Below are 20444 nucleotides of genomic sequence, written 5' to 3'. Positions count from 1 at the left end.
CCGACTGAAAGGCTGGCAAGGAACCGCATGACTCGCTGGGAGTACTTCACCACGCCGCTGATGATCCACAACACCACCGCGATCCTCAACAACTACGGGGACGAGGGCTGGGAGCTGGTCCAGATCGTCACCGGGCCCGAGGGCGGTCTCGTCGCCTACCTGAAGCGCCCCAAGGCCGACGCATGAGCGTCTCCGACCGGCTCGCCGAACTCGGCCTGACGATCCCCGCGGTCGCCGCGCCCGTCGCCGCCTACGTGCCCGCCGTCGTGACGGGCCAGTACGTCTACACGGCGGGCCAGCTGCCGTTCGTCGACGGCGCCCTGCCCGTGACCGGCAAGGTCGGCACCGACGTCGACGCCGAGACCGCCGCCGCGCAGGCTCGCGTGGCCGCGCTGAACGCCCTGGCCGCCGTGCAGTCGGTCGCCGGTTCGCTCGACCGCGTGGCCCGTGTCGTCAAGGTCACGGTCTTCGTCGCGTCTGACCCGTCGTTCACCGGCCAGCCCGGTGTCGCGAACGGCGCGTCGACCCTGGTCGGCGAGGTCTTCGGCGACGCCGGCGTCCACGCGCGGAGCGCGGTGGGCGTCGCCGTGCTCCCGCTGGACGCGCCGGTCGAGGTCGAGCTGGTGGTGGAGCTCACCGCCTGACGGCAGCGACCGACGGAACCAACGCGAGCAGGGCCTCCAGTCCGGATCTGACTGGAGGCCCTGCTTCCGTCTGGCGGGACTACATGAGTTCCGCGATGGTCGCCATGATCGTCGGGTCGGCGAGCGTCGTCGTGTCGCCGATGCGGCGGCCCTCGGCCGCGTCGCGGAGCAGGCGCCGCATGATCTTGCCGGAGCGCGTCTTCGGCAGCTCCGGCACGATGACGACCTGGCGCGGCTTCGCGATCGCGCCGATCCGCTTGCCGACCCAGTTGCGGAGCTCCGCGGAGGCGGTCTCGCGGTCGACGTCGGCGGCGGCCTCGGCCGTCAGGATGACGAAGGCGACGACGGCCTGCCCGGTGGTCTCGTCGGCGGCCCCGACCACGGCCGCCTCGGCGACGCCCTCGTGGCCGACCAGGGCGGACTCGATCTCGGCCGTCGACAGCCGGTGTCCCGAGACGTTCATGACGTCGTCGACGCGCCCCTGCACCCAGATGTCGCCCTGGCCGTCGAGCCGCGCTCCGTCGCCGGCGAAGTACCGGCCGGGGAACCGCGACCAGTACGTCTCGACGAACCGGTCCGGGTCGCCCCAGATGCCGCGCGCCATCGACGGCCACGGCTCGGTGATCGTGAGGTAGCCGCTCTCGCCGGGGTCGGCGCGGTTGCCGTCGTCGTCGACGATCTCGGCGACGATGCCGGGCAGCGGCGTCTGTGCGGCGCCGGGCTTGAGCTTCGTGACGCCGGGCAGGGCGGAGATCATGATCGCGCCGGTCTCGGTCTGCCACCACGTGTCGACGATGGGCGTGCGGTCGTGGCCGATGACCTGGCGGTACCACTGCCACGCCTCGGGGTTGATCGGTTCGCCGACGCTGCCGAGCAGGCGGAGGGTCCCGAGGCTGCGCGCTTCGGGGATCTCGCGGCCGGCCTTCATCGCGGCGCGGACCGCCGTGGGTGCGGTGTAGAGGACGGTGACGCCGTACGCGTCGACGAGGTCCCACCAGCGGCCGGGCTTCGGCTCGTCGGGGGTGCCCTCGTAGAGCACCTGCGTGACGCCGTTGGCGAGCGGGCCGTAGACGACGTAGGAGTGGCCGGTGATCCAGCCGATGTCTGCGGTGCACCAGTAGACGTCCTTCTCCGGGTGCATGTCGAAGACGTTCTTGTGCGTGTAGGCCGCCTGCGTCAGGTACCCGCCCGAGGTGTGCACGATGCCCTTCGGCTTCCCGGTCGTGCCCGAGGTGTACAGGATGAACAGCGGGGTCTCGGCGGGGAACGCCTGGGCCTCGTGGGTCGGCGCCGCCTTCGCCAGCTCGTCGTGCCACCAGACGTCGCGGTCGTTCCAGGCGATGTCGTTGCCGCCGCGCTTGACGACCAGGACGTGCTCGACCGTGTCCGTGCCCTCGCCGGTCAGCGCCTCGTCGACTGCGGGCTTGAGCGGTGAGACGGCACCGCGCCGCCACCCGCCGTCTGCGGTGACGACGAGCTTCGCGCCGGCGTCCTCGATGCGGGCACGGAGGCTCTCCGCGCTGAACCCGCCGAAGACGACCGAGTGCACGGCGCCGATACGGGCGACGGCGAGCATCGTCACGACGGCCTCGGGGATGAGCGGCAGGTACACGACCACCCGGTCGCCCTGGCCCACGCCGAGGTCGGTGAGCATGTTCGCGGCGCGCTGCACCTCGGCGGTCAGCTCGGCGTAGGTGATCCGGCGCGTGTCGCCGGGAGCGCCCTCGAAGTGGATCGCGACCCGGTCGCCGTTGCCGGCGCGGACGTGCCGGTCGAGGCAGTTCTCGGCGACGTTGAGCGTGCCGTCGGCGAACCACTTCGCGAACGGGGCGCCCGACCAGTCCAGGGTCTGCGTGAACGGGGTGCGCCAGTCGAGCAGGGAGCGGGACTGCTCGGCCCAGAACGCCTCGCGGTCGGCTGCTGCTGCGCGGTGGAGGTCCTCGCCGGCGACCGCGTCGGCCACGAACTCGGGCGGCGGTGCGAAGGTCGCTCCGTCGTCGCCTCGGGGGTCGGTCTGGGTCGGAGTGGACATCGATGTCCTTTCGCGTCGTTGCGGCCTCTGGTGGCATCCGTCGCCGGTGCCTGCGTGCATCCGGAGACTACCCCTCGGTCGGGTCGGGGCGCGGCACGCCCGGAGGTCGTGTCCGGGGTTGCCCTTGAGGGCCGATCGTGGGGTACAGTAGATCCCGCTGGACTCGTTTCCGGCGGCATCGAATCGGATTCCCCCCAATCCCTCGATGTCAAGGCGGCACCTGTTCCCCCCAACCGGTGCCGCCTCTTCTGTTTCCCGGGGTCCGACTCGAGCGATGGTGGCTCGTCGGGCTCCGCCGTGTGCCCCGATCCGCGCAGGCACGCCAGTCGCGTGGACAGACCGGTCCATGCTCGTGCATGCATTCTGCATGTTCTTGCGTAGCAGGTGCTACGCACAGTCCGGCCGGGGGGAGCGGGGGTGGTGGGTAGCCCCGAGCGCGTCGGTGTCGCATCATCGACCGGGGTACGGCTTTCCGTTTCGGGGGACAAACCGGTCCGTTGGTGGGGCACTCCGACGTTGTCCACAGAAGTGGGGACCGTCTCGGCTGAAGGTCGACGTGCTCCCTACCGTCGGCGGCATGCCCCTGCACCGTGCTCCACTGCTTCCCCACGCCTCGGCGCCGTCCGCGTCGACATCGCCTGCGTTCTCGGCGCCGGCGCGGGCGCGTGCTCCGTCGGCGCCGTTCCTGCCCGGAGCAGCGCCTCCGGTTCGTCGCCGGGCGTCCGTGGTCGTCGAGTTCGAGGAACTCGCCGCCCTGGTGGCTGATGCCACCGTGACGGACGTCCTGGTGGTCGGTGGCGTGGGGACGTGGGTCGACCGCGGCACCGGCCTCGAAGCCGTCCAGCCGCGACTGACCGAGGCGCGTGCCCGCGAACTCGCGACCCGGCTCGTCGCGCTCGGCGGTCGCCACGTCGACGAGACCACCCCCTGCGCGGACGTCCGGCACGGGGACGGCATCCGGGTCCACGTCGTCCTCGCCCCGGTGTCCGTCGGGGGCACCGCCGTGTCGATCCGACTGCCACAGGTCCATCGACCCTCCCTCGCCACCCTCGAACGCGGCGGGACCTTCGCGTTCGTCCCACGGTCGGTCGTCGAGGACGCCGTCGCCGCGCGCCGGAACGTCCTGGTCACCGGCGCGACCGGCAGCGGCAAGACCACCCTGCTCGCGGCGATGCTCGGGAACGTCCCCGTCGACGAGCGGATCGTGACGGTGGAGGACGTCGCGGAGCTCCGGATCGCCCATCCGCACGTCGTCGCGCTCGAGGCGCGGCAGGCGAACGCCGAGGGGGTCGGCGCACTCGGCCTCGACCGACTCGTGCGCGAGGCGCTGCGGATGCGCCCCGACCGGATCGTCGTGGGGGAGTGCCGCGGCGCCGAGGTCCGTGAACTCCTCTCCGCCCTGAACACCGGGCACGACGGGGGAGCCGGCACCGTGCACGCCAACGGCATCGCCGACGTGGCCGCGCGCCTCGAAGCACTCGGTGCGCTCGCCGGCCTCGGTGCCGAGGCGCTCGCCCGGCAGGCCGTCAGCGCGTTCGACCTGGTCCTGCACGTGGAGCGACGCGCAGGCCAGCGGGGGCTCGGTGGCGTGGGCACGTTGTGCGTCGGCCCGGACGGGAGGCTCGAGGTGCGCCCGGTGGACGGGCTGCGGTGAGACGACCCACACCCGACGGCCCGGCGCGGGTGGCCGGGGTGCTCGACCGGGTGGCGACGCTGGTCGCGGCAGGCGTCCCGCCGCCGCGGGCCTGGCGGCTCGTCGGCGGGCTGCCCGGGGGCGGAGGACCCGCCCAGCAGGACATCCTCGTCGTCCTCCGCGTGGCGGACCGGACGGGAGCTCCCGTCGCGGAGACGCTCCGCGGGCTCGCCGGCGCGCTCCGACGAGCCGCGGCATCGGACCGGGCGATCCGGGTCGCCCTGGCGGGCCCGCGGACGAGCGCCCGGGTCGTGCTCGCGCTGCCGCTCTTCGGGTTGGGGCTCGGTGCGGCCTGGGGTGCCGGTGCCGTCGAGGTCCTGGTCGGTTCACCGGCCGGTTGGGCGTGCTCGTGCACCGCGGCCGTCCTCGTCCTGGCAGGGCGACGGTGGACCGCCCGGCTGGTCCGTTCCGCGACCCCCGACGGCCGGGTCCCCGGGGTGCTCCTCGACGCCTGGGCCGTGGCGGTCGCCGGAGGCGGGTCGTGGACCACCGCCGGGCAGGCAGTCGCCGAGGCGTGCGCGGGAGCCACCCCGCCCGCCGGGGACGTGCACCGGCTGCAGGAGGTCCTCGACCTCGCCCGGCGTGCGGGGGTGCCCGCCGCGGGGTTGCTCCGCCGCGCCGCCGAGGACGTGCGTGACGAGGCCGCTGCCGCCGGGCTCGTGGCGGCGGAACGACTGGCCGTCCGACTGGTGCTGCCGCTCGGGGTCTGCATCCTGCCGGCGTTCGTGCTCGTGGGGGTGGTGCCCGTGGTGGTCGGGGTCCTCTCCTCCACGGTGGGCGGGGCCGCGTGACCTGTCCACAGATGGCGCCGAGGCCTCCTCGTCGACACCCCAGCCAGGACACGCTGGTCCCACCGAACAGAAAGGACGGACTCCATGAGCACCACGCCATCCCCCGACCGCCGCACCCGTCGGGCCATCCGCCACCACCGTCGCCCGCGTCCCCTCGTCGCCCGGTGGTCGTCCCGGCTGCGGGACGACCGGGGATCGGCCACCGCCGAGTACGCGGTCGTCATCCTCGCCGCCGTGGCCTTCGCGGGTGTGCTCGTCGCGGTCATGCGCTCCGGCGAGGTCCAGACCATCCTCACCGACCTCGTCCGTGGCGCGCTCTCGCTGTGAGCGCGGCTCGGTGACCGTCGAGTTCGCGGTGGCGCTCCCCGTGGTGGCGATCGTGTTGACCGCCCTCGTCGCAGCCGTCCTCGTCGTCGACGCGCAGGGCCGTCTGCAACTCGCCGCAGCCACCGCCGCCCGGGCGATCGGGCGTGACGACGAGCACCAGGGCCGGTCCGCGGCCGACCGGATCGCTCCGGGGGTCTCGGTCGTCGTCCGGTCGGACGGTGACCTGGTCTGCGTCGACGCCACGCGCGGCGGGACCGGTCCCTTCGCGGCGCTCCCACTGACCGCGACGGGGTGTGCCGCGGCCCGAGGGGGCTGACGTGACGATCCCCGACGGCCAACGCGGCTCGGCGACCGTGCTGCTCGTGGCGGTCCTCGGCGTTGGGGTCCTCGTCGGGTCCACGGCGCTCGCCGCCGCCGGCCACCGCACGCAGGCCCTCCGCGCCCAGGGCGCCGCCGACGCCGCCGCCGTGGGCACCGCGGCGGCCGCCACCGGGCTGGTACCGGGGGAGCCGTGTGCGGTCGCGACCCGGATCGCCACGGCGAACGGGGCCGCCCTCGACGCCTGCGAACTCGTCGCCACCACGGCCCGCGTCCGCGTGGTCGTGGGCACCGGACCGTTCGTCGTCGGCGCACTCGCGGTGGCCGGTCCGGCAGGCGACCCGCCCGAACACTATGTGTATGGTGTGCCTGTCGGCCCGCGGTCACCGATGTCCCGGTCGACCCGGACACGCTCGTGGCCAGGGCCGATCAGCACCATCGATCAAGGAGACACGTGCCAGGCACGAAGAAGCTCGTGATCGTCGAGAGCCCTGCGAAGGCGAAGACGATCGCGCAATACCTCGGTGACGGATACGAAGTCCAGGCCTCGGTCGGACACATCCGCGACCTCGTCGAGCCGAAGAACCTGCCGCCCGAGCTCAAGAAGGGCTCCCTCGGCAAGTTCTCGGTGGACGTCGACAACGGCTTCGAGCCGTACTACGTCGTGTCCGACGCCAAGAAGAAGACCGTCTCCGAGCTGAAACGCGCCCTCAAGGACGCCGACGAGCTCTACCTCGCAACAGATGAAGACCGCGAGGGTGAAGCGATCGCGTGGCACCTGCTGCAGGTCCTGAAGCCGAAGGTCCCCGTCAAGCGGATGGTCTTCCACGAGATCACGAAGGAGGCGATCCAGCGCGCGCAGGAAGCCACCCGTGAGCTCGACACCGCCCTCGTCGACGCGCAGGAGACCCGCCGCATCCTCGACCGTCTGTACGGGTACGAGGTCTCCCCGGTCCTGTGGCGCAAGGTCGCCCCCGGTCTGTCCGCCGGCCGTGTGCAGTCCGCCGCCACCCGTCTCGTCGTCGACCGCGAGCGCGAGCGCCTGGCCTTCGTGTCCGCCAACTACTGGGACCTCTCCGCCCGGTTCGAGAAGGCCGGCGAGTCCTCCTTCTCGGCGCGACTCGCCCGGATCCACGGCACCCGCGTCGCCTCCGGCCGTGACTTCGACGACCGCGGCACGCTCAGCGGTGACGTCGTCCGGCTCGACGAGGCCGCTGCCGCGTCGCTGACGACGGTCCTCGAGCGCGCCGGTGACGCCACCGTCCGCAGCGTCGACTCGAAGCCGTACACGCGACGCCCGGCCGCGCCGTTCACCACGTCGACGCTCCAGCAGGAAGCCGCGCGCAAGCTCCGTCTGTCCCCGCGACAGACGGCTCGCGCTGCGCAGACCCTGTACGAGAACGGCTACATCACCTACATCCGTACCGACTCGGTCTCGCTCTCGAAGCAGGCCATCGACGCGGCCCGCAAGCAGGCAGCGGACCTGTACGGCTCGGCCACCGTGCCCGACAAGCCCCGCCTGTACGCGAGCAAGAGCAAGAACGCGCAAGAGGCGCACGAGGCGATCCGTCCCGCCGGCGACTCCTTCCGCACCCCGCAGGACCTGCAGGGCACCCTGACCGGTGTCGAGTGGCGCCTCTACGACCTCATCTGGAAGCGCACCATCGCGTCCCAGATGGCGGACGCCAAGGGTTCGACCGCGTCGATCGTGCTCGGCATCTCCTCCACCGAGTCGGTCGAGGGCATCGCCTCGACGGCGAACGGCACGGATGCCGAGTTCACCGCATCCGGCACCGTCATCACGTTCCGCGGCTTCCTCAGCGCCTACGAAGAAGGCCGTGACGAGGACCGCCACGAGTCGTCCGAGCGTGCGGGCCAGGACGTCGCCCTGCCGAACGTGGCCCAGGGTGAGCACCTCGCGGTCACCGACGTCGAGGCGAAGGGGCACGACACCACCCCGCCGCCGCGCTTCACCGAGGCGAGCCTCATCAAGACGCTGGAAGAGCTGGGGATCGGGCGTCCGTCGACCTACCCCACGATCAGCCCGACGATCATCGACCGCGGCTACGTCTCGCTCCGCGGCACGCAGCTGGTGCCGAACTGGATCGCGTTCAGCGTCGTGCGCCTGCTCGAGGAGTACTTCGGCGAGCTCGTGGAGTACGACTTCACCGCCGAGATGGAAGAAGACCTCGACCGCATCGCTCGCGGCGACGCCGACCGGGTGGACTGGCTCAAGGGCTTCTACTTCGGTGGCGGCGACGACGACCAGCGCGGCCTGCGGACGGTCATCGACAACCTCGGTGAGATCGACGCCCGCGAGATCAACTCGGTCGAGCTCGCTCCGGGCCTCACGCTCCGGATCGGTCGGTACGGCCCCTACATCGAGGTGCCGAGCGACGACCCCGAGAAGCCACGGCGCGTCAACGTGCCCGAGGACCTCGCTCCCGACGAACTGACCGTCGAGAAGGCGAAGGAACTCGTCGACGCACCGGTGATCGGCGACCGTGTCGTCGGGATCAACCCGGAGACCGGCAAGGAGGTCCTGGCGAAGGACGGCCGCTTCGGCCCCTACGTCACGGAGCGCACCCCGGAGCCCGAACCCACCGTGGACCCGAAGACCGGCGAGGTCGTCGAAGCGCCCGCAGCGGCAGAGGCCCCCGTGGCCGACGCGGCTGCTGCGACCGCGACGAGCGAGACGGCATCGGCGACGGCGACGGCGAAGAAGGCCCCCGCCAAGAAGGCGCCTGCGAAGAAGACGACGAAGAAGGCCGCGGCGCCGAAGGAACGCACCGCTTCGCTCTTCAAGTCGATGGACCCGCAGACCGTCGACCTCGAGACCGCGCTGAAGCTCCTCGACCTGCCCCGCGTCGTCGGCCAGGACCCGGAGACGGGCAACGACATCACGGCGCAGAACGGCCGGTACGGGCCGTACCTGAAGAAGGGGACCGACACGCGGACCCTGCCCGGCGAGGACGCGATCTTCGACATCGACCTGCCCGGTGCACTCGAGCTGTTCGCGCAGCCGAAGTACGGCGGCAACCGCACCGCGAGCGCCGCGCTCAAGGAGTTCGACGCCGACCCGGTGTCCGGCAAGCCGATCAAGATGAAGGACGGCCGGTTCGGGCCGTACGTCACCGACGGCGAGACGAACGCGACCATCCCGAAGGGCGAGGACGTCGAGGCCGTCGACCACGCCCGCGCGGTCCAGCTCATCGCCGACAAGCGTGCCAAGGGGCCGGTCAAGAAGAAGACCCCGGCCCGTCGGACGGCGGCCAAGAAGAAGTGACCGGTCGCTTCATCACGCTCGAGGGCGGCGACGGCGCGGGCAAGACGACCCAGGCGGAGCTGCTCTCGGCGTGGCTCGGTGCGCACGGTCGGACCGTTGTCCGCACCCGCGAGCCCGGCGGCACCGACCTCGGCGTCCAGATCCGGCAGATGGTCCTGCACGAGCGGGGCCACGTCGCACCCCGGGCCGAGGCGCTCCTGTACGCGGCCGACCGAGCCCAGCACGTCGAGACGGTCGTCCGTCCGGCGATCGCACGCGGCGAGGTCGTCCTGCAGGACCGCTACATCGACTCGTCCGTCGCCTACCAGGGCGTCGCGCGCGGCCTCGGCGCCGAGCAGGTCCGGTCCGTCTCGGAGTGGGCAGCGGACGGTCTGGCACCGGACCTCACCATCCTGCTCGACCTCGACGTCACCGTCGGACGCGCCCGGGTGGCCGCGGCGCGGGGCGACACCTTCGACCGTCTCGAGTCCGAGGCTGCGGCGTTCCACGAGTCCGTCCGTCAGGCCTTCCTCACGATGGCCGAGGCCGAGCCGGCGCGCTTCCTGGTGGTCGATGCCTCGGCCCCGACCGACACCGTGCAGGACGAGGTCCGACGAGCGGTCGCCCCGCTCGTCGGGATCGACCCGGCATGACGGTGGTCACTGACAGGATGGTCCCGTGAGCGTGTGGGACGGCCTGACCGGGCAGGAAGAAGCGGTCGCGTCGCTGCGCAACGCGGCCGAGTCCACCGACGGCACCGGTGGCATGACGCACTCGTGGCTCATCACCGGCCCGCCCGGGTCGGGACGGTCGAACGTGGCGACCGCCTTCGCGGCGGCGCTCGTGGGCAACGGCCCCGACGACGACCACACCCTGCGGCAGATCACCGCGAAGACCCACCCCGACGTCTCGGTGCTCACGACCCAGCGTGTGATCATCACGATCGACGAGATCCGGCAGCTCGTCACCTCGTCGTACTACTCGCCGTCGGTCGGCCGCTACCGCGTCGTCATCATCGAGGACGCCGACCGCATGACCGAGCGCACCTCGAACCTGCTGCTCAAGGCGCTCGAGGAACCCCCGGAGCGCACGGTGTGGATCCTCTGTGCCCCGAGTGAGGCCGACCTGCTGCCGACGATCCGGTCGCGCGTCCGCTCGGTCCGCCTGCGCGTGCCCGGCATCGAGTCCGTCGCCGACCTGCTCGTCGCCCGCACCGGTGTCGACCGTGCCCTCGCGATGGATGCTGCTCGTCAGGCGCAGAGCCACATCGGCATGGCGCAGCGTCTCGCCACGAGCGAGCCGGCCCGTGACCGTCGCCGCCGGACCCTGACGACCGTGCTCGGTGTGCGGAGCGTTGGTGACGCCGTCATGGCGGCCGCCGAGCTCCTCGCCGTCGCCGACGAAGACGCGAAGTCCATCACCGAGCAGCGCGACTCCGAAGAGCGCGACGCGGCCCTGCGCTCGCTCGGGGTCGAACCCGGCGGGACGATCCCGCCGGCGCTCCGGTCGCAGCTCCGCGCCCTCGAGGACGACCAGAAGCGCCGGGCGACCCGGAGCCTGCGCGACGGGCTCGACCGGATCCTGGTCGACGTCTCGTCCCTGTACCGCGACCTGCTCCTGCTGGGGCTCGGAGCCCCCGCGGAACCGGTCAACCTGGCCATGCAGGACCAGCTCGAACACGCGTTGCCGACGACACCGCCGGCTGCCGCGCTCGAGGTCCTCGACGCCGTGGCCCTGGCGCGCCAGCGCATCGCGGCGAACGTGGCGGCACTCCTGGCGCTCGAAGCACTGCTCGTCACGATCGCCCGCGCCCGCCGCTGAGGCCCGGCGTGCGACAATCACGGCATGCCCGACGCTGAACCCGGCCTGCGCGAACGGAAGCGCCGCGCCACCCGGCGCGCCATCCAGCAGGCTGCGCTCCGGATCGCCATCGAGGACGGCCTCGGCGCGGTGACGGTGGACGAGATCTCCCGGCGGGCCGACGTCTCGCCCCGGACGTTCTTCAACTACTTCCCGAGCAAGGAGCAGGCGATCCTCGGGGACGACCCGCAGCTGCCCGACGACGCGGCGTTGCAGGCGTTCGTCGACGGTGGTCCGAGCGGTGACCTGCTCGCCGACATCGGCACGCTGCTCGTGCACTCCACGCGGGAACTGATCGAGGAGCGCGGGCTCATCGAGGAGCGGCAGCAGGTGCTCCGCGCGAACCCGGAGCTGTTCAGCCGTCGCATGGCGTCCATGAAGGAGTTCCAGGCGGAGCTGCAGGCGGCCGTCACGCGACGGCTCGAACACGCCGAGCCGGAGCTCGCCGCCGACGCCGAGGCACTCCGCCGCCGCGCGGGTCTCGCGGCCATCGTCGCCCTCGCCGCCCTGCGCCACGCGTGGTGGGAGTGGTCGGGTTCCGAGGCCGGAACACACCTGGTCGACGAGCTCGAACGGTCCTTCTCCGAGCTCGGCGTGCTGGTTTCGCGTTCACTCGTCTGAACCTGTATAGTCATTGCTCGTGCCACTCCGGACATGGAGTGTGCGCCGCCTTAGCTCAGTCGGTAGAGCGATTCACTCGTAATGAATAGGTCGTCGGTTCGATTCCGACAGGCGGCTCCGTGAACACCCCGGTCAGACCCACTCGAAGTGGCTCTGACCGGGGTTTTCGTATTCCGGACGAAACCCGTGTCCCTCGCCCGAGGGACAGACGTCGGGCGCGTTCGCGGGCTAACCTTGTCCGCGAAACGGGGGACACGATGACCGACCACCAGCCCAGCGCTCCACCGGCGGTGCCGCCGTGCTGAAGCGTGTCCTGGTCATCGTCGTGGTCGCTGCCACCGCCGGAGCCCTCGCGGTCACCGCGGCAGCCGTGCCAGAGTCCCGTGCCACGTCCGCCTCGACCTCGTCGCCGAGCACCGGTCCGTCCGCGACCCCGACGGCGTCCGCGACCGGCCCCGCGTACCTCGCGGACCGCGAGCCGACCTTCTCCGAGGACTTCGACACCCCCGCAGCAGCGGGCGGCCCCTTCGCCGAGACCTACCGGAACTCGTGGCAGCCGTACCCCGACGGTACGGGCGGCAAGTACTACTCGGACAAGCTCATCAGCGCCCACGACGGCTACCTGGACGTCGCGATGGACGGGGAGCACGGCGCTGCCGGAACGTTCGGCACGCCCACCGGCGCCTGGTCACACGTCGGCGGCACCTTCAGCATCCGTGCGCGGGCGACCGGTGGCGACGGCAACGGGATCGCGGTCATGCTCTGGCCGACGTCGAACGCCTGGGCGGACGGCGAGCTGAACTACCCGGAGGGGCAGTTCAACGGCTCACCGCGCGTCTTCCACCACTCGATGCTCCAGGGGCTCGAGAAGCGGACCGAGCACTACAACACCCGGGTGTCCTGGAACGACTGGCACACCTACACGACCGAGTGGGTGCCGGGGAAGATCATCCGGTACTACCTCGACGGCAAGCTCGTGTTCACGGTGCCGCGCAACGTGCCCACCACGCCGCACCGCTACATGTTCCAGATCGGCAACTGGGGCGACCCCGGGCACGTGCAGATCGACTGGGTCCGCACCTACGACACGGAGTGACCAATCCCCCCGGACGGGGGCTCCGAATCAGTCCGGTCGTACGACCCGACACCCGTGTGCTCGCGTCGATGACCCGAACCTCGACGCGGGTGCGCGGGCGGGAACGATCCCCGTTCTGGGGCTGCCCGACGGCGTCGGTGCGGTCCACGATGAGAGGGAACCCGTTCCGTCGTCACCGAGAGGTCGTCATGCTGCTGTCCCTGGTCTACATGAGCGCAGCGAACGAGGTGTTCGACCAGGAGCGGCTCGACGCACTGCTCGAGCACGCACGGGTCCGCAACACCGCGTCCGGCCTGTCCGGTCTGCTCGTCTACAAGGACGGCCGGTTCATGCAGCTGCTCGAGGGCCCCGAGGCAGCCGTGCTCGAGACGTACCAGCGCATCATCGACGACCCGCGGCACACCGACGTCGGCCTGCTCGTCGAGGAGCGTATCCACACCCGGCGTTTCGGCGAGTGGAAGATGGCGTTCCACCGGGAGGCCGAAGCCGACCTGCCCGACGGCTTCGACTCGTTCCTCGCCGAGGGCGATGCGAGCGCCGACACGAGCCGTGCCCGTGAGCTCCTGCGCTGGTTCCGGAACCACCCGATGGCCGCTCCGGACGCCGCGCTCGGCAAGCACCGCCGCTGACGACCCGAGGCGGGGCCCGCCGCAGCCCACCCCGCGCTGGTAGACAGGACCCATGACGGTTCGCTGGGGAGTCATCGGCACAGGCGGCATCGCACGGTCCTTCGTGGGTGACTGCACCGCGGCCGGCATCGTGTTCACGGCCGTGGGCAGCCGCACCCGCGAACACGCCGAGGCCTTCGCCGCCGAGTTCGGCATCGAGCGGGCCCACGGTTCCTACGAGGACCTGGTGGCGGACGACGACGTCGACGCGGTCTACGTCGCGACCCCGCACGTCCGGCACGCCGAGGACGCCCTGCTCGCGATCCGCGCGGGCAAGCACGTCCTGGTCGAGAAGGCCTTCACGATGACCGCGGACGAGGCCCGGACGGTCGTCGACGCCGCGAGGCAAGCCGGTGTCGCGGTGATGGAGGCGATGTGGACCCGCTTCCTGCCGCAGATGGCGATGATCCGCGAGATCGTCGCCGAGGGACGGATCGGCCGCCCGCTGGTGGTCGAGGCGACCCACCACCAGGCCCTCCCGACGGACCCCGGCCACCGGTTGCGCGACCCGGCACTCGGTGGGGGAGCGATGCTCGACCTCGGGATCTACCCGGTGTCCTTCGCGGTGGACGTGCTCGGGGTGCCGACCGCGCTGGTCGCAGCCGGGACGCTGAGCGAGCAGGGCGTCGACGAGCAGATGGGCCTTGTGATGACGCACGAGGGCGGTGCGCAGTCGATGATCCACTTCGGGATGGACCTGCGGAGCCCGAACACCGCGTCGATCATCGGCGAGACCGGCCGCATCGACCTCGACTCCACCTGGTACACGCCGACCACCTGGCGGATCCGTGACCATGACGGTGCCGTTGTCGAGGAGTTCGACGGTCGCGAGGAGCTCGCCGGCTACGAGCACGAGGCCCGCGCCTTCGAGACGATGATCACGTCCGGCCGCCACGACGGCGGCCCGATGGACCCGGACGAGACCGTCGCGATCATGGCGGTGCTGGACGAGGCACGACGCCAGGTCGGGGTCCGGTACCCGGCCGACGGTCCCGTCACAGCTCCCTGATCCGGCTCCCGTCTGCCACGGATCCCGGATCCGGCCTGGAGGCTCCTGCCGCAGTTCCGTAGGATCGGTCGCGATGTCCGAGCAGCAGCCCACCCCGCGTTCCGTCCCGGAGAGTTTCCGCGCCGCCGTCACCGCGGTGCGCGCCTCCGCCGCGCGACGCCCGGTCCCCTGGATCGCCGGTGGCCTCGCGGCGCTGCTCGTGGTCGGTTCCGGTGGGGCCGTCGCCGTCGCGGCGGCCACGACCCCGGACTCCCGGACCGCTGCGGCGCCGAGTCCGACCCGGACCGCGTCCTCGGCTCCGGACCGGACGACCACCACGAAGCGCCCGACCACGAAGCCGTCGCCCACCCCGACCGCCGATGCCCGCGCGGTGCCGGACGACCTCGCCGGTCCGTCTGCCCTCCGGACCTGCTCGATCGCGACGGCTGCGTCGGCGAGCGGCCTCGGCGACTTCGAGGGGTACGTGATGGACGCGAAGACGGGCAAGGTCCTGTTCTCGAAGCACGGCGAGCGGGCCGCCCAGACCGGCAGCGTCATGAAGACCCTGACCTCGGCGACCGCGCTCTCGGTGCTCGGGGGCGACCACCGCATCCCGACGACCGTCGCACGGGAGTCCGCGAACACCGTCGCCCTCGTCGGTCACGGCGACGCGACGCTGTCCGCCGGCGGTGGCACCGTCTACCCGGGTGCCCCGACCCTCGCGCAGCTCGCGCAGCAGGTGAAGGCGAAGGTCGGCGACACCCCGGTCACCACGATCGTCACGGACGACTCGTACTGGAGCGACGCCGACGCCTGGGACCCCACGTGGCCGGTGTCCGAGCGCACCATCGGGTACCAGCCGGAGGTCACGGCGCTCATGGTCGACGGTGACCGGGCGAACCCCGCAGCGGCGACCTCGCCCCGGTCGGAGGACCCGGTCGGACGCGCGGGCATCGCCTTCCGGACGGCACTGGCGAACGCTGGCGTCGCTGGCGCCTCGTCCGCGCAGATCGTCAAGCGGGCGACCACCGGCACCGAGACGATCGCCACGGTGTCGTCGCAGCCGGTGTCGACGCTCATCGGGCAGATGATCCCGAACTCGGACAACACCCTGGCCGAGATGCTCGCCCGGGTGTCCTCGAAGGAGTCCGGCTCGAACGGCTCGGCGGCGTCGCTGTCGTCCGTGTACCAGTCGGCACTGCGCTCCTACGGCCTCGACCCGGCCGGCATCGTGATCAAGGACGGCTCGGGCGAGAGCGCCTCGAACGCCGTGTCGCCGGAGTTCGTCGCACGCCTCATGGTGCAGGTCGCCTCCGGCGCGAAGGGCCTCGGCACGCTCGCGAACGCCCTGCCGGTGTCCGGCCAGTCCGGCACCCTGGCCAGCCGGTTCACCGGCGCGAACGCGGTCGCCCGCGGCAAGGTGCACGCCAAGACGGGCTGGATCGACAGCGCGAACACCCTCGGCGGCTACATCGACGCCGCCGACGGGTCGCGGCTGACCTTCGCCTTCTACGCCATCGGTTCGCCGCGTGCAGCGGCACTGCCGGCACTCGACGCGGTGACCGCCGCGACCTACTCGTGCGGGAGCAAGCTCACCGGCTCCTGAGCCGACGGGTGTTGGATGGACCCATGGCAAGAGCACTGCTCGTCGTGGACGTCCAGAACGACTTCACCGAGGGCGGTGCGCTCGCGGTCACCGGGGGAGCGGCGCTCGCGAAGCGCATCACCGCGTTCCTCGGTCGGCACGGGGACGAGTACGACCTGATCGTGGCGTCCCGCGACTGGCACCACGGCGACGACGACAACGGCGGACACTTCGCCGGACCCGACGGACCCGACTTCGTCGACACGTGGCCGGTGCACTGCGTCGCCGGCACGCCCGGCGCCGATTACCACCCCGATCTCGACACCGCACTGATCGACGTCGACGTCCGCAAGGGGCAGGGCACGCCGGACTACTCGGCGTTCCAGGCCCGGACCGAGGCGGGCGTCCCGCTGGCCGAGGTGCTCGCCGAGCGCCGCGTGCACACGATCGACGTCGTCGGCATCGCCACCGACCACTGCGTCCGTGCCTCGGCGCTCGACGCCCGTGCCGCGGGCCTCGACGTCGCCGTGTACGAGGACCTGGTGGCCGGCGTCGACGTCGAGCGCAGCGCCCGGGCGCTCGACGAGATCCGGGCGGCCGGCGGACACGTCGACCGCAGCGACATGGACGAGGGCCTCGCGAACCCAGGAGGAGCACGACTGTGACCGACACCACCACGAACGAAACCACCACCACAACCACCACCGTCGCTGACGAGCACGTCCGCGTCGAGAACGTCCCCACCGGACTCTTCATCGGCGGCACCTGGCGCGCCTCGTCGAGCGGGTCCACCTTCGCCGTGCACGACCCGTCGACCGGTGCCGTCCTGGCCGAGGTCGCCGACGCCACCCCTGAGGACGGCCTCGCCGCCCTCGACGCCGCCGCCGCGGCGCAGGAGTCGTGGGCAGCGACGGCCCCACGCACGCGCTCGGACATCCTGCGCCGGGCCTTCGACCTGGTGCACGAGCACGCCGACGACCTCGCGGCCCTGATGTCGCTCGAGATGGGCAAGCCCCTGGCCGAGGCCCGCGGCGAGGTCGTCTACGGCGGCGAGTTCCTGCGCTGGTTCTCGGAGGAAGCCGTCCGCATCACCGGCGACTACCGCACGAACCCCGAGGGCACCGGCCGCGCGATCGTGCTGAAGCGTCCGGTCGGCCCCGTGTACGCGATCACCCCGTGGAACTTCCCGCTCGCCATGGCGACGCGGAAGATCGGCCCGGCCCTGGCCGCCGGGTGCACGGTGGTCGCGAAGCCGGCCGATCTCACCCCGCTGACGACCCTGTTCCTGGTCGAGCTGTTCCGCCGTGCCGGGCTGCCGGACGGCGTGCTCAACGTGATCCCGTCGAGTGACGCCAAGGAACTGTCCGAGCCGATCATCGCCGACCCGCGCCTGCGGAAGCTGACGTTCACTGGTTCGACCCCGGTCGGTTCTGCGCTCCTCAAGCAGGCGGCGGACAACGTGCTCAAGACGAGCATGGAGCTCGGCGGCAACGCTCCGCTGCTCGTGTTCGACGACGCCGATCTCGACGAGGCGGTGGACGCGGCGATGCTCGCGAAGTTCCGCAACACGGGCGAGGCCTGCACCGCCGCGAACCGGTTCTTCGTGCAGGACGGCATCGCCGATGCGTTCGTCGCGGCCCTCACCGAGAAGGTGGACGCCCTGCGCGTCGGCCGGGGCACCGAGGACGGCACGACGCTCGGACCGCTCATCGACGACCGTGCCGTGGACAAGGCTGCCTCGCTCGTCGACGACGCCCTCGGCCGCGGTGCCCGGCTCGTCACGGGCGGCCACCGGATCGACCGCCCGGGCACCTTCTACGAGGCGACGGTGATCGACGACGTGCAACCCGGCTCGGAGATCATGACGACGGAGATCTTCGGACCGGTCGCCTCGGTCACGCGCTTCAGCACCGAGGACGAGGGGATCCGGCTCGCGAACGACACCGAGTACGGGCTCATCGCCTACGCCTTCACGACCGACTTCCGGCGCGGCCAGCGGCTCGCCGAGCGCCTGGAGACGGGGATGCTCGGGCTGAACACGGGCGTCGTCTCGAATGCGGCGTTCCCGTTCGGCGGTGTGAAGTCCTCCGGCCTCGGCCGCGAGGGGTCGCACGAGGGCATCGAGGAGTACCTCGAGACCGTCTACGTGCTGACGCCGGACCCCTTCGCCGCCTGAGCCAGAGCCTGACCCCGAGCCTGACCGCGAGCCCGGATCGACCGTACGGCCGCGGTGCACGCGGCCGTACCGGCACTCACACGAGCAGCTGGTGCTTCGCCAGGTCGCGGTAGAGCGGCGTCGACTCGACGAGCTCGGAGTGCGTGCCGCTGCCGACGACGCGGCCGTGCTCGAGCACGACGATCACGTCGGAGTCGACCACCGTCGACAACCGGTGGGCGATCACGAGCAGGGTGCGGTCCTCGGCGACGGCGTCGATCGCGAGCCGCATCTTCTGCTCGTTGACCCCGTCGAGTGACGACGTCGACTCGTCGAGCAGCAGGATCGGGGGAGCGGCGAGCAGCGCGCGGGCGATGGCCAGGCGCTGCCGTTCCCCACCGGAGAGCATCACGCCGTCCTCACCGACCTGCGCGTCGAGACCGCGGGGGTCGCGGTGCAGGACCTCGCCGAGGTTGACCGCCTCGAGCACCCGGACGCAGTCGTCCTCGGTGGCGTTCGGCGACCCGAGCAGCAGATTGGCGCGGATCGTGCCGGCGAGGACGGGTGCGTCCTGCTCGACGTAGCCGATCTGAGCCCGGAGCTCGTCGCGGTCCATGCCGCGGACGTCGATGCCACCCAGGCGGATCACGCCGTCGGTGGGGTCGTAGAACCGCTCGATCAGCGCCAGGGTCGTCGACTTGCCGGCACCGGACGGACCCACGAGTGCAACACGCGAGCCGCGGGGCACCCGGAACGACACGTCGTGGAGCACCACGTCGTCGGCCGGGCGCTCGTCGTCGACGCGATCCGGGCCTCCTGGACGGTCCGCGGGGTCGGACGCGACCGCGCCGTCGGCACCCGAGGCGTCCGCCTGGGCGCGGTACCGGAACGAGACGTGCTCGAACGCGATGGCGTCGTCGGTGGCGACCGCTGCGGCGGGCCGGACCGACTCGTCGTCCTGGGACTCCGTCGGCAGGTGCAGGATCTCCTCGATCCGGCCGAGCGCGCCGAGCGCCTGGGCGACGGCCACGGCCGCGCCCATCGCCTGGCCGAGCGGCATGATCATCATGAAGAGCAGCAGGATGAACGTGATGAGCGTCGCGATGGTGATGGTGCCGGCCGCGACCTGTGCCCCGCCGACGCCCAGGACGGCGATGAACGCGACCTGCATGACGATGCTCGCGACGGGGACGACGAACGCGGACATCTTGGCGATGTCGAGGCCCCGCTTGTAGGCCTCGGTCGCGTGGCCGTCGACCTCGCGCACCTCGCGTTCGGTGGCGCCGGCCGCGCGGATGGTCCGGACCGCGCCGATCCCGCGTTCGACGGCGGCAGTGAGGTCGCCGACCTTCTCCTGCGCACGCTTCGAGGCGACCCGGATGCGTCGGCTCAGCCCACCGACGACGACGATGGCGATCAGGACGATCACGATCACGATGCCGAGCAGCAGCGGGTCGATGATCGCCATCGCGATGATGGCGCCGATGAACGTGAGCGCGCCGCCGATCGACTCGATCAGTCCCTGGGTCAGGACGGCCCGCAGGAGCGTGGTGTCGCTGCCGACGCGGGACACCAGGTCGCCGGTGCGCCGCGTGTCGAACTCCGAGATCGGCAGGTTGAGGATGCGGGCGATGAGCTTGCGGCGGGTGGAGAGCACGACGCCCTCGCCCGCACGCTGCAGCAGGAAGTGCTGCACGCCGTTCAGCACCCCAGCGACGATGACGAGCCCGACCAGCAGCCACACGAGCGTGCTGAGGGTGTTGCCCTGCTGCACCGCGGTGATGACCTGGTTGACCAGGAGCGGCTGCGCGAGCGAAGCCCCCGCACCGAGGACACTCAGCACGATGATCACGACCATCGCGGGCTTGTTCTCGAACAGGTAGGACAGCAGGCGACCGAACGTGGCGCGGGGGCCGTCGGAGGTCTTCGGGCGTGCGAAGGGGAAGCTCATCGTGTTCCTAGTTTCTGCCGTACTTCTTGTGCACTGCCTGTCGGCTGACACCGAGCAGCGTCGCGATCTCCTGCCACGAGGCGCCAGCGGTGCGGGCACGTCGCGCGGCGAGCTCTTCGGTCCGGTCGAGCTCACGGCGCAGCTCCCGCACGTTGGCGAGGGCGGAGAACGGGTCGTCCCCTGATGCTCCGGCCGCGAGGCTCGTGATGGTCGGTCGGTCCATGCCTGTCAACCTACATTGACGCACCGACATCCGTCAACCTGCGTTGACGGCGCGAGCCGCGCAGCATCGGGTGCGCAGACGCCGGCGTCTTCGTTCGACGCCGCCACGCGCGCGAGACGCCGCGAATCCGGCGGCGTCTCGTCGGCCAGGCGGCGTCCCGCTGACACGACGGCGTGTTGCGCGGGGAGCAAGGCGCGCGCACGACGAACGGGAGGCCCGGTGCCAGC

Annotated in this window: 20 protein-coding genes and 1 tRNA gene; 18 read left to right on the top strand and 3 right to left on the bottom strand. The window is 71.7% G+C overall.

Going from position 1 to position 20444, the window contains the following annotated elements:
• The first annotated feature begins 27 nt into the window (after positions 1 to 27).
• Positions 28 to 186, top strand: a complete 159-nt coding sequence (locus tag BIU91_RS18490; RefSeq protein WP_017888699.1) for a DUF4177 domain-containing protein — start codon at positions 28 to 30, stop codon at positions 184 to 186.
• Positions 183 to 644 (top strand): RidA family protein, encoded by a 462-nt coding sequence (locus BIU91_RS08155; RefSeq protein ID WP_071405006.1) that lies wholly within the window; start codon positions 183 to 185, stop codon positions 642 to 644. The genes BIU91_RS18490 and BIU91_RS08155 overlap by 4 nt, the downstream gene beginning before the upstream one ends.
• Positions 645 to 723: 79 nt before the next feature.
• On the opposite strand, the gene acs is transcribed toward BIU91_RS08155, so the two are convergent.
• Positions 724 to 2676, bottom strand: coding sequence for an acetate--CoA ligase (acs, locus tag BIU91_RS08150; RefSeq protein WP_071405005.1), 1953 nt, complete (start codon positions 2674 to 2676; stop codon positions 724 to 726).
• A gap of 724 nt (positions 2677 to 3400) precedes the next feature.
• Here acs and BIU91_RS08145 point away from each other — a divergent pair.
• The 16 genes from BIU91_RS08145 (at position 3401) to BIU91_RS08070 (ending at position 18064) form a co-directional block, all read left to right on the top strand.
• Positions 3401 to 4330 carry an ATPase, T2SS/T4P/T4SS family gene (locus BIU91_RS08145; protein WP_071405004.1) on the top strand — a complete coding sequence of 310 codons (930 nt, stop codon included), beginning with the start codon at positions 3401 to 3403 and terminating at the stop codon, positions 4328 to 4330.
• Positions 4327 to 5160, top strand: a complete 834-nt coding sequence (locus tag BIU91_RS08140; RefSeq protein ID WP_071405003.1) for a type II secretion system F family protein — start codon at positions 4327 to 4329, stop codon at positions 5158 to 5160. The genes BIU91_RS08145 and BIU91_RS08140 overlap by 4 nt, the downstream gene beginning before the upstream one ends.
• Before the next feature lie 84 nt (positions 5161 to 5244).
• Complete coding sequence (locus BIU91_RS08135; RefSeq protein ID WP_084740880.1) at positions 5245 to 5487, top strand: DUF4244 domain-containing protein; 243 nt, start codon at positions 5245 to 5247, stop codon at positions 5485 to 5487.
• 10 nt (positions 5488 to 5497) lie between these two features.
• Positions 5498 to 5803: a TadE family type IV pilus minor pilin gene (locus BIU91_RS08130; RefSeq protein ID WP_181431568.1), complete on the top strand. Its 306-nt coding sequence runs from the start codon at positions 5498 to 5500 to the stop codon at positions 5801 to 5803.
• Position 5804: 1 nt separating this feature from the next.
• The gene (locus tag BIU91_RS18145; protein ID WP_110863361.1) at positions 5805 to 6284 is read left to right on the top strand and encodes a hypothetical protein; all 480 of its coding nucleotides are present in this window, start codon (positions 5805 to 5807) and stop codon (positions 6282 to 6284) included.
• Complete coding sequence (topA, locus tag BIU91_RS08120) at positions 6260 to 9091, top strand: type I DNA topoisomerase (protein ID WP_071405000.1); 2832 nt, start codon at positions 6260 to 6262, stop codon at positions 9089 to 9091. Before BIU91_RS18145 ends, topA begins: the two co-directional genes overlap by 25 nt.
• On the top strand, positions 9088 to 9723 hold the full coding sequence (tmk, locus tag BIU91_RS08115; RefSeq protein WP_071404999.1) for a dTMP kinase: 636 nt from the start codon (positions 9088 to 9090) through the stop codon (positions 9721 to 9723). The genes topA and tmk overlap by 4 nt, the downstream gene beginning before the upstream one ends.
• A 25-nt stretch (positions 9724 to 9748) precedes the next feature.
• The gene (locus BIU91_RS08110; RefSeq protein WP_071404998.1) at positions 9749 to 10891 is read left to right on the top strand and encodes a DNA polymerase III subunit delta'; all 1143 of its coding nucleotides are present in this window, start codon (positions 9749 to 9751) and stop codon (positions 10889 to 10891) included.
• A 24-nt stretch (positions 10892 to 10915) separates the two neighbouring features.
• Positions 10916 to 11551 carry a TetR/AcrR family transcriptional regulator gene (locus tag BIU91_RS08105; protein ID WP_071404997.1) on the top strand — a complete coding sequence of 212 codons (636 nt, stop codon included), beginning with the start codon at positions 10916 to 10918 and terminating at the stop codon, positions 11549 to 11551.
• A 44-nt stretch (positions 11552 to 11595) separates the two neighbouring features.
• A tRNA-Thr gene (locus BIU91_RS08100) sits at positions 11596 to 11668 on the top strand.
• A gap of 181 nt (positions 11669 to 11849) precedes the next feature.
• On the top strand, positions 11850 to 12647 hold the full coding sequence (locus tag BIU91_RS08095) for a glycoside hydrolase family 16 protein (RefSeq protein WP_071404996.1): 798 nt from the start codon (positions 11850 to 11852) through the stop codon (positions 12645 to 12647).
• Between the two features lie 188 nt (positions 12648 to 12835).
• Positions 12836 to 13276 carry a BLUF domain-containing protein gene (locus tag BIU91_RS08090; RefSeq protein WP_071404995.1) on the top strand — a complete coding sequence of 147 codons (441 nt, stop codon included), beginning with the start codon at positions 12836 to 12838 and terminating at the stop codon, positions 13274 to 13276.
• A gap of 52 nt (positions 13277 to 13328) precedes the next feature.
• Complete coding sequence (locus tag BIU91_RS08085) at positions 13329 to 14324, top strand: Gfo/Idh/MocA family oxidoreductase (RefSeq protein WP_071404994.1); 996 nt, start codon at positions 13329 to 13331, stop codon at positions 14322 to 14324.
• 73 nt (positions 14325 to 14397) lie between these two features.
• Positions 14398 to 15909 carry a D-alanyl-D-alanine carboxypeptidase/D-alanyl-D-alanine-endopeptidase gene (dacB, locus tag BIU91_RS08080; protein WP_071404993.1) on the top strand — a complete coding sequence of 504 codons (1512 nt, stop codon included), beginning with the start codon at positions 14398 to 14400 and terminating at the stop codon, positions 15907 to 15909.
• A 23-nt stretch (positions 15910 to 15932) separates the two neighbouring features.
• Positions 15933 to 16553, top strand: coding sequence for an isochorismatase family protein (locus BIU91_RS08075; RefSeq protein ID WP_071404992.1), 621 nt, complete (start codon positions 15933 to 15935; stop codon positions 16551 to 16553).
• A gap of 89 nt (positions 16554 to 16642) precedes the next feature.
• Positions 16643 to 18064 (top strand): NAD-dependent succinate-semialdehyde dehydrogenase, encoded by a 1422-nt coding sequence (locus BIU91_RS08070; protein ID WP_071405030.1) that lies wholly within the window; start codon positions 16643 to 16645, stop codon positions 18062 to 18064.
• Positions 18065 to 18140: 76 nt separating this feature from the next.
• Here BIU91_RS08070 and BIU91_RS08065 read toward each other — a convergent pair whose 3' ends face one another.
• Together BIU91_RS08065 and BIU91_RS08060 are read right to left on the bottom strand one after the other, a co-directional pair.
• Entirely contained in the window at positions 18141 to 19994 is a 1854-nt protein-coding gene (locus BIU91_RS08065; protein ID WP_071404991.1) for an ABC transporter ATP-binding protein, read from the bottom strand.
• A gap of 7 nt (positions 19995 to 20001) precedes the next feature.
• On the bottom strand, positions 20002 to 20217 hold the full coding sequence (locus BIU91_RS08060) for a hypothetical protein (RefSeq protein ID WP_027466417.1): 216 nt from the start codon (positions 20215 to 20217) through the stop codon (positions 20002 to 20004).
• Positions 20218 to 20444: the final 227 nt, after the last annotated feature.

The sequence above is a fragment of the Curtobacterium sp. MMLR14_002 genome (genome assembly GCF_001864975.1).
Classification (GTDB): Bacteria; Actinomycetota; Actinomycetes; order Actinomycetales; family Microbacteriaceae; genus Curtobacterium; species Curtobacterium flaccumfaciens.
This window is presented reverse-complemented; position numbering and strand designations above follow the sequence as displayed.

Excerpts from the sequence above, each read along its gene's own strand:
- BIU91_RS18490 (WP_017888699.1), top strand. The coding sequence starts at position 28 with ATGACTCGCTGGGAGTACTTCACCACGCCGCTGATGATCCACAACACC.
- BIU91_RS08155 (WP_071405006.1), top strand. The coding sequence starts at position 183 with ATGAGCGTCTCCGACCGGCTCGCCGAACTCGGCCTGACGATCCCCGCG.
- acs (WP_071405005.1), bottom strand. The coding sequence starts at position 2,676 with ATGTCCACTCCGACCCAGACCGACCCCCGAGGCGACGACGGAGCGACC.
- BIU91_RS08135 (WP_084740880.1), top strand. The coding sequence starts at position 5,245 with ATGAGCACCACGCCATCCCCCGACCGCCGCACCCGTCGGGCCATCCGC.
- BIU91_RS08105 (WP_071404997.1), top strand. The coding sequence starts at position 10,916 with ATGCCCGACGCTGAACCCGGCCTGCGCGAACGGAAGCGCCGCGCCACC.
- BIU91_RS08090 (WP_071404995.1), top strand. The coding sequence starts at position 12,836 with ATGCTGCTGTCCCTGGTCTACATGAGCGCAGCGAACGAGGTGTTCGAC.
- BIU91_RS08085 (WP_071404994.1), top strand. The coding sequence starts at position 13,329 with ATGACGGTTCGCTGGGGAGTCATCGGCACAGGCGGCATCGCACGGTCC.
- dacB (WP_071404993.1), top strand. The coding sequence starts at position 14,398 with ATGTCCGAGCAGCAGCCCACCCCGCGTTCCGTCCCGGAGAGTTTCCGC.
- BIU91_RS08075 (WP_071404992.1), top strand. The coding sequence starts at position 15,933 with ATGGCAAGAGCACTGCTCGTCGTGGACGTCCAGAACGACTTCACCGAG.
- BIU91_RS08065 (WP_071404991.1), bottom strand. The coding sequence starts at position 19,994 with ATGAGCTTCCCCTTCGCACGCCCGAAGACCTCCGACGGCCCCCGCGCC.
- BIU91_RS08060 (WP_027466417.1), bottom strand. The coding sequence starts at position 20,217 with ATGGACCGACCGACCATCACGAGCCTCGCGGCCGGAGCATCAGGGGAC.